This window comes from Bradyrhizobium sp. Gha (assembly GCF_900113735.1).
Taxonomy (GTDB): domain Bacteria; phylum Pseudomonadota; class Alphaproteobacteria; order Rhizobiales; family Xanthobacteraceae; genus Bradyrhizobium.
Genome location: NZ_FOQM01000015.1, coordinates 158,064 through 166,144 on the forward strand (window position 1 = coordinate 158,064; position 8,081 = coordinate 166,144).

Annotated in this window: 5 protein-coding genes; 3 read left to right on the plus strand and 2 right to left on the minus strand. The window is 65.5% G+C overall.

All coding sequences use genetic code 11. The annotated features are described in order from the left end of the window. Positions 1 to 111: 111 nt before the first annotated feature. The gene (locus BM222_RS19670; RefSeq protein ID WP_092230496.1) at positions 112 to 2,481 is read right to left on the minus strand and encodes a xanthine dehydrogenase family protein molybdopterin-binding subunit; all 2,370 of its coding nucleotides are present in this window, start codon (positions 2,479 to 2,481) and stop codon (positions 112 to 114) included. Between the two features lie 208 nt (positions 2,482 to 2,689). On the opposite strand from BM222_RS19670, the gene BM222_RS19675 reads away from it, so the two are divergent. Further along, positions 2,690 to 3,760 carry a Ppx/GppA phosphatase family protein gene (locus BM222_RS19675; protein ID WP_092230560.1) on the plus strand — a complete coding sequence of 357 codons (1,071 nt, stop codon included), beginning with the start codon at positions 2,690 to 2,692 and terminating at the stop codon, positions 3,758 to 3,760. Position 3,761: 1 nt separating this feature from the next. Next, positions 3,762 to 4,448: an RlmE family RNA methyltransferase gene (locus BM222_RS19680; RefSeq protein ID WP_092230499.1), complete on the plus strand. Its 687-nt coding sequence runs from the start codon at positions 3,762 to 3,764 to the stop codon at positions 4,446 to 4,448. 143 nt (positions 4,449 to 4,591) lie between these two features. Here the strand turns inward: BM222_RS19680 and BM222_RS19685 are convergent, their stop codons facing one another. Further along, positions 4,592 to 6,082 (minus strand): MFS transporter, encoded by a 1,491-nt coding sequence (locus BM222_RS19685; RefSeq protein ID WP_092230503.1) that lies wholly within the window; start codon positions 6,080 to 6,082, stop codon positions 4,592 to 4,594. A 383-nt stretch (positions 6,083 to 6,465) separates the two neighbouring features. On the opposite strand from BM222_RS19685, the gene guaB reads away from it, so the two are divergent. Then, positions 6,466 to 7,959 carry an IMP dehydrogenase gene (gene guaB / locus BM222_RS19690; protein ID WP_092230511.1) on the plus strand — a complete coding sequence of 498 codons (1,494 nt, stop codon included), beginning with the start codon at positions 6,466 to 6,468 and terminating at the stop codon, positions 7,957 to 7,959. Positions 7,960 to 8,081: the final 122 nt, after the last annotated feature.

Consider the following 8,081-nt stretch of genomic DNA (forward strand, 5'->3'; position numbering starts at 1 on the left):
GGGCATCCAGTACGCCGCGGCCCATCAGCGCCTCACGGCTGCCTCGGAGTACTGGATCGCCCGGTCAAGCCGGGCGATGACAGCATCGTTGTGGAGGCAGAGGGACGTCCCTTACGCTTTCCCCTTCGCGTCCTGAATGGCCCGCCACACCCGTTCCGGGGTCAGCGGCATGTCGATTTGCTTGATGCCGTAATCCGACAGCGCATCGAGCACCGCGTTCACGACCGTCGACAGGCTGCCGGCACAGCCGGCTTCGCCGCAACCCTTGCTGCCGAGCGGATTGGTCGTCGCCGGCACCGGGTGGTCACCGACCGTCATGTTCGGCACGTCCTCCGCCCGCGGCAGGGCGTAGTCCATCAGCGAGCCAGTGATGGGCTGCCCGCTCTCGTCGTAGCGAACATGCTCCATCAATGCTTGTCCGATGCCCTGGACGACCCCGCCGTGGAGCTGGCCGGCGACCAGCATCGGGTTGATCACGGTGCCAAAGTCGTTCACCGCGCTGTAGCGCACGATCTGCACCACGCCGGTCTCGGGATCGACCTCGACCTCGGCGACGTGACAGCCGTTTGGGAACGCCGAGGGCACGGGATCGCTGGTGTGGTCGACGTCGAGGCTGTCAGGCACGCCATCAGGCACCTTGCCGTCATGCAGGCGCTTGGCGAGCTCCATGATGTCGATGCTGCGGTCGGTGCCGGCGATGGTGAAGCTGCCGTCGGCGAACTCGATGTCGGCTTCGGAAGCCTCCAGCACATGTGCGGCGGCGCGCTTGCCCTTCTCGATCACGAGCTTGGCGGCCCCCACGATCGCCATGCCGCTCGCGGTGATCGAGCGCGAGCCGCCGGTGCCGTTGCCGGTATGGACGATGTCGCTGTCACCCTGCACCAGCTTCACGCTCTCGAAGGGGACGCCCAGCTGTTCACACAGCACCTGTGCGAATGGCGTGGCGTGACCCTGGCCGTAGTCGAGCGTGCCGGTGATCAGCTGCACGCTGCCATCGGGCTCGAACACGATCTTGCCGAGCTCGGGGCCTGGCGGTGCGGTGACCTCGAGATAAGACCCGACAGCGATGCCGCGCAGCTTGCCGGCCTTCTTGCTTTCCTTCTTGCGCTTGGCAAAATTCTCGTGGTCGGAGAGTTCGAGCGCCTTGTTGAACACGGCCTGGAAGTCGCCGCTGTCATAGGTGACGCCGGACGAGGCCGCGAACGGCATCTGGTTCGGCTTGATGAAGTTGCGCTTGCGCATGGTCAGGCGGTTGATGCCCATCTCATCGGCGGCGCGGTCGATCAGCCGCTCCATGTAGTAATTCGCCTCCGGCCGGCCGGCCCCGCGATAGGCGCCCATGAGCGTCGTGTTGGTCAGAACCGTCTTGATGTCGACTGCCATCAGCGGCGTGCGATAGACGCTGGAGAAGTTCTTGCCGGTGTTGAGCGAGAGCGGGCTCGGCGCCACGCCGGTGATGTAGGCGCCGAGATTGCCGTAGCCGGAGAGTCTTGCCGCGAGGAAATGCCCCTCGGCATCGAGCGCCAGCTCGGCATGGATGCGCTGGGCGCGGCCGTGGCTGTCGGAGAGGAAGCTGGTGGAGCGCTCGTCCAGCCACTTCACCGGGCGTCCCAGCGCCTTCGCCGCATACAGGATGCACATGTATTCGGGGTAGTTGACGTTCTTCATGCCGAAGGAGCCGCCGACATTGGCGGTGAGGATGCGCACCTTCTCGTTCGGCACCTTCAAATTCTTGGCGAGGTTGGCGCGGTTGCCCGCAACACCCTGCGTCGGCATCTGGATGGTGTAGCGCTCGCTCGCCTTGTCGTAGGAGGCAAGGCCGACGCGCGGCTCCATCGACACCACGGCAACGCGGGTGTTCTCGATGTCGATCCTGGTGACGTGGGCTGCGCTTGCGAAGGCCGCGTTCACCTTCTCCGCGTCGCCATAGTGATAGTCGAGCGCGACATTGTTGGGGATGTGGTCGTAGAGCTGCGGCGCGCCGGGTTTTGCCGCCTCCTCGGGATCGGTCACCGCGGCCAGCGGCTCGATATCGAGCTCGACCGCCTCGGCCGCATCGCGCGCCTGGGCCAGCGTCTCCGCCACCACGAAAGCGACGGGATCGCCGACGAAGCGGACCTTGTCGGTCGCCAGCGGCTGGCGGTTGGTCTGGCGCAGGGGCGTGCCGTCGCGGCTCTTCAGCGGCAGGCCGCAGGTGAAGGGACCATAGCCGGCGGCGTCGATGTCCTTGCCGGTCCACACCCCCAGAACGCCCGGCATCGCCTTGGCAGCATCGGTTCCAATGCCGCGGATGATTCCGTGGGCATGGGTCGAGCGGACGATCACGGCATAGGCCTGGCCAGGCAGGTTGAAATCGTCGGTGTAACGGCCCTTGCCGCGCACCAGCGTGTCGTCTTCCTTGCGGCGGACCGGCTGCCCGACGCCGTATTTTTGCAGTGCAATAGCGTTTTCGAGCGTCGAGGATTTGGTGTGTTCTTGCATGGAAATGACCTGAAAGCCGGCAATTGCGCGAGATGTGGGCGCCTGGGGGACCGGGACCTCTGAGATAACCCGCCACTGCGTTCACGACAACGCACGAATGGGCATGGTCCTATGTGATGCGATGTTGCGCATGTCAGCCGCGCTGGTAATGTTTCAGGCGAAAAATCAATTCCAGACCGGCCCGACCGGCCGCGGAAAGACAGTTTGTATGAATGACCACACGGGGCTCCGCGACGGCCATGTGCCGCACGGTGAGCTGGAGGGGTCGATGGCGGCGGTGGCATTGGCCACTGAGCCTGCCGTCCCCGCGCAAGCGGGAACCGGCGTCTATGCGGCGCTGGACCTCGGCACCAACAATTGCAGGCTCCTGATCGCCTGTCCGACCCACGACGGCTTTCGTGTGGTCGATTCCTTCTCGCGCATCATCCGGCTCGGGGAGGGCGTCTCGGCGACGGGGTGCATCAGCGAGGCCGCGATCGATCGCGCCATCGCGGCGCTCAGCATCTGCCGCGACAAGATCAATTTGCGGAAAGCGCGGCGGTTGCGGCTGATCGCCACCGAAGCCTGCCGCGCGGCCTCGAACGCAGAAGGCTTCCGCAACCGCGTCGCGGCCGAGACCGGCATCGAGCTCGAGGTGATCGACCGCGAGACCGAGGCCTCGCTCGCCGTGCTGGGCTGCTCGCCGCTGGTTGATCCCAGGGGGAGGGGCGCCATCCTGTTCGATATCGGAGGCGGCTCGACGGAGCTGGTGCGGATCGAGCGCGACCCGCAAAATCCGGAACCGCGCATCAAGGCGTGGATGTCGATCCCGCTCGGCGTCGTGACGCTGGCCGAGCAGTTCGGCGGCCGCGACGTGACGCCGGAGATCTATGCCGCGATGGAGCGGGAGGTTGCCAACCACGTCGCGCCGTTCGCCGCGGAGCACGGCCGCGATCTCACCGGCATGCATCTGCTCGGCACGTCGGGCACGGTGACGACGCTCGCCGGCATCCATCTCAATCTCGTGCGCTACGACCGCCGCCGCATCGACAGCATCTGGATGAACGACACCGACATCAGCGCGACCATCACCAAGCTCCTCGGCATGAGCTATGAGGACCGCGCCAACAATGGCTGCATCAGCGTCGAGCGCGCCGATCTCGTGCTCGCCGGCTGCGCCATCCTCGACGCCATCAGGCATGCATTCCCGCTGCCGCGCCTGCGCGTTGCCGACCGGGGGCTGCGCGAGGGCATGCTGGTCGAGATGATGCGCGAGGATGGCGCGCTGAGGAGCTGGTGAGATGGCCAAAGACACCACCGGCCGCTTGCACGTCCAGGTCAAGACCGGCGGCAAGCGCAAATTGTCGTCCAAGCTGTGGCTGGAGCGGCAGCTCAACGATCCCTACGTCGCCAAGGCCAAGGCGGCTGGCTATCGCTCGCGTGCCGCGTTCAAGCTGCTGGAGATCGACGACAAGTTCCGCCTGTTGAAGTCGGGCATGGCCGTGGTCGATCTCGGCGCTGCGCCCGGCGGCTGGAGCCAGATCGCCGCCAAACGCGTCGGCTCGGTCGACGGTAAGGGCAAGGTCGTCGCGATCGATCTGCTGGAAATGCCTGACATTCCCGGTGTCGACTTCGCGCAGCTCGATTTCATGGACAATGACGCGCCCGACAAGCTCACGGCAATGCTGGGCGGCGGCGCGGATATCGTGATGTCCGACATGGCCGCCAACACCACCGGCCATCGCAAGACCGACCAGCTCCGCATCGTCGGCCTGGTCGAGACGGCGGCCGCGTTCGCTTGCGACGTGCTCAAGCCCGGCGGCGCGTTTCTCGCCAAGACCTTCCAGAGCGGCGCCGACGCCGATCTGCTCGCCCAGCTCAAGCGCGACTTTGCGACCGTGCGTCACGTGAAGCCGGCGGCCAGCCGGCAGGATTCGTCGGAGCGCTATGTGCTGGCGACCGGATTTCGCGGCGAGGCGAAGGCGTAACTCCAAACGCCGTCATTGCGAGGAGCCCTTGCGACGAAGCAATCCAGGCTGCTTTCGCGGAAGGATCCTGGATTGCTTCGCGGAGCCTGTCATCGGGCCGCGCTTCGCGCGGACCCATTGGCTCGCAATGACGAGAAGAGAGACTATCCAAGCCGTTGATCCCGCATGTCCTGGGTATCCTCTGTCGCGACCTTGACGGCGGCGGTGGCCGCGCTCTTGGCGGCGCCCTTGCGACTGGCGACCTCGACCGCCTTGCGGCCGGAGATCTCGTGGCCGGCATCGCTTGGCATCTGCCAGAAGAACCAGCTCGAGACCGCCGAGGTCAGCCCGACCACGACGAAGGCAGGAGCGAACACCGTGGCATTGATCTCGCTGACGTGGTTGAGCCACATCGTCGTCTCCACCGAGGCGGCGCCGACCGCGACGCCGGCGGAGACCGCGAGCTGCTGGTTGACGCTGACCAGCGTGGTGGCGCGGCTCATCTGCGGGCTCTCAACGTCGGCATAGGCCACCGTGTTGATGGCGGTGAACTCCAGCGAGCGGAAGAAGCCGCCGACCACCAGGATCACCATGATGATCAGCAGCGGGGTCGTCACCGTGAACAGCGCGCAGACGGCGAGGAAGAACGCGCTGACGATCGCGTTCACCGTCATCAGGTTGCGGAAGCCGAAGGCGCGGATCAGACGCGCCGCCAGCGTCTTCATGCCCATGGCGCCCAGCGAGGAGGAGAACGTGACAAGGCCGGAATGAAACGGCGACAGCCCAAAGCCGATCTGCATCAACAGCGGCAACAGGAAGGGCAGCGCGCCGATGCCGAGCCGGAACATGAAGCCGCCCACGATGGCCGCCCGCAGCGTCGGCAGCCTCAGCAGCGAGAAGTCCAGCACCGGCGATCCCGTTCGCCGGGCATGAATCACGTAGAGCGTCATCGAGATCGCGCCACCCGCGACCAGCGCTGCAACCGTGCTCCAGGGCAACAAATTGAGGCCGGCGACGGACAGTCCGAAGGCGATGCCGGCGAGACCGATGCCCGCAAGGACCATGCCATAGAGATCGAACTTCTCCTGCGTCTCGCTCTTGATCGGATCGATGAAGCGCAGCGCCATGAAGATGCCGAGCAGCCCGATCGGGATGTTGATCAGGAAGATCCAGTGCCATGAGGCGTAGGTCGTGATGAAGCCGCCGAGCGGCGGGCCGATCACGGGACCGATCAGGGCAGGGACCGTCACCCACGCCATGGCGTTGACCAGCGCGCTCTTGTCGACCGAGCGCAGCAGCACGAGACGCCCGACCGGCGTCATCATCGCCCCGCCCATGCCTTGCAGGATGCGCGCGAACACGAAGTCGGTGACCGAGCCCGACAGTGCGCAGCCGACCGAGCCAATCATGAACACGCCGACCGCGATCGCGAACACCATGCGCGCGCCGAACCTGTCGGCCGTCCAGCCGCTCGCCGGGATGAACACCGCGAGCGACAGGAGGTAGGAGGTGATCGCAAGCTTCAGCGTGAGCGGGCTGGTGCCGATGTCGGCCGCGATCGCCGGCAGCGAGGTGGCGATGACCGTGGAGTCCATGTTCTCCATGAAGAGAGCAGTGGCCACGATCAGCGGAATGATGCGTTGCTTGTTGACCATGACGGATCGGTAATGGAAATCAGAAGGGAAGGATGAGAAATCCGGCTTATCACCGCCTTCAGGCCGGGGCCATTGCGCATCAACGCATAGCACCTAAATCCTGCGGAACACCGCTCTGACCCTGGCCCTCGTCACTCCGCGGCGCGACGAAGTTCGCGAGCCCGGAACGACGGTGTGGGGCGGCTATCTCAGCTGAATTGACGAAAAAAGCCTGTGCATGGCTGGCCAGCGGTCCGATTTGCTTTGATTCGTCGCGCGGCCGTGCTATCGACCCGCGTCAACCCCACCGATGGGCTCCGATTCTCAGGCGATGCCGCAAGGTACGCCGAGGGTGGCGCTCATCCATAATCATTTGCGGCACGGCCGCAGGAAGGAGTTGGCATATGGCCACGGTGCAACTTCAAGGCATCCGCGAAGCCTTTACGTTCGACGACGTGCTGCTGAAGCCGGGCCTGTCTGACGTGATGCCGGGCGAGGTCGACATCCGCTCCCGCGTGACCCGCGCGATCCCCCTCAACATTCCGATCATGGCCTCGGCCATGGACACCGTCACCGAGGCCCGCATGGCGATCGCCATGGCGCAGGCCGGTGGCCTCGGCGTCATCCACCGCAATTTCGATCCCGAAGGCCAGGCCGCCCAGGTGCGGCAGGTCAAGCGTTATGAGTCGGGCATGGTGGTGAATCCGCTCACCATCAGCCCCGACGCCACGCTCGACGACGCGCTCAAGTTGATGAGCGACCACGGCATCTCCGGCATTCCGGTCGTCACCGGCGCCGGCAAGAACACGCCGGGCAAGCTGGTCGGCATCCTGACCAACCGCGATGTGCGCTTTGCCACCGACCGCCGGCAAAAAGTCTCCGAGCTGATGACGCACGAAAACCTCGTCACGGTGCGCGAGAATGTCAGCCAGGACGAAGCCAAGCGAATGCTGCATCATCATCGCATCGAGAAGCTGGTGGTCGTCGACGACCAGTATCGCTGCGTCGGCCTGATCACCGTCAAGGACATCGAGAAGGCGGTCGCCCATCCGCTCGCCTGCAAGGACGCGCAGGGTCGCCTGCGGGTCGCCGCGGCCACCACCGTCGGCGATAGCGGCTTCGAGCGCACCGAGCGCTTGATCGATGCCGGCGTCGATCTCGTCGTCGTCGATACCGCGCACGGCCATTCCCGTCACGTGCTGCATGCGGTCAACCGCATCAAGCGTCTCTCCAACTCGGTTCAGGTCGTCGCCGGCAACGTCGCCACGGCCGAAGGCGCTCAGGCACTGATCGATGCGGGCGCGGATTGCATCAAGGTCGGCATCGGTCCGGGCTCGATCTGCACCACGCGCATCGTCGCCGGCGTCGGCGTGCCGCAGCTCACCGCCATCATGGACGCGGTCGAGGCTGCCAAGAAGTCCGACGTCCCCGTCATTGCCGACGGCGGCATCAAGTTCTCAGGCGATCTCGCCAAGGCGCTGGCCGCAGGTGCCGACATCGCGATGGTCGGTTCGCTGCTCGCCGGCACCGACGAGACGCCGGGCGAAGTCTTCCTGTGGCAGGGCCGTTCCTACAAGGCCTATCGCGGCATGGGCTCGGTCGGCGCGATGGCGCGCGGATCCGCCGACCGCTACTTCCAGCAGGACATCAAGGACACGCTCAAGCTCGTGCCTGAAGGCATCGAAGGCCAGGTGCCCTACAAGGGTCCAGTCGGCAACGTCATGCACCAGCTCGCCGGCGGCTTGCGCGCCGCCATGGGCTATGTCGGTGCCAAGGACATGAAGGAGCTGCACGACAAGGCGCAGTTCGTCCGCATCACCGGCGCGGGCTTGCGCGAAAGTCACGTCCACGACGTGACCATCACGCGCGAGGCGCCGAACTATCCGGGCGGGGGCTAGGCGCGCCACATACCGCTGTCATGCCCCGGCTTGACCCACGGCTGTCCGGTTGAGCGCTTAGCATAGACTGAGGCTCATCTGTCTGTGATCTTGAAGGACTGGCTCGGGCGCGTCCAGATTTT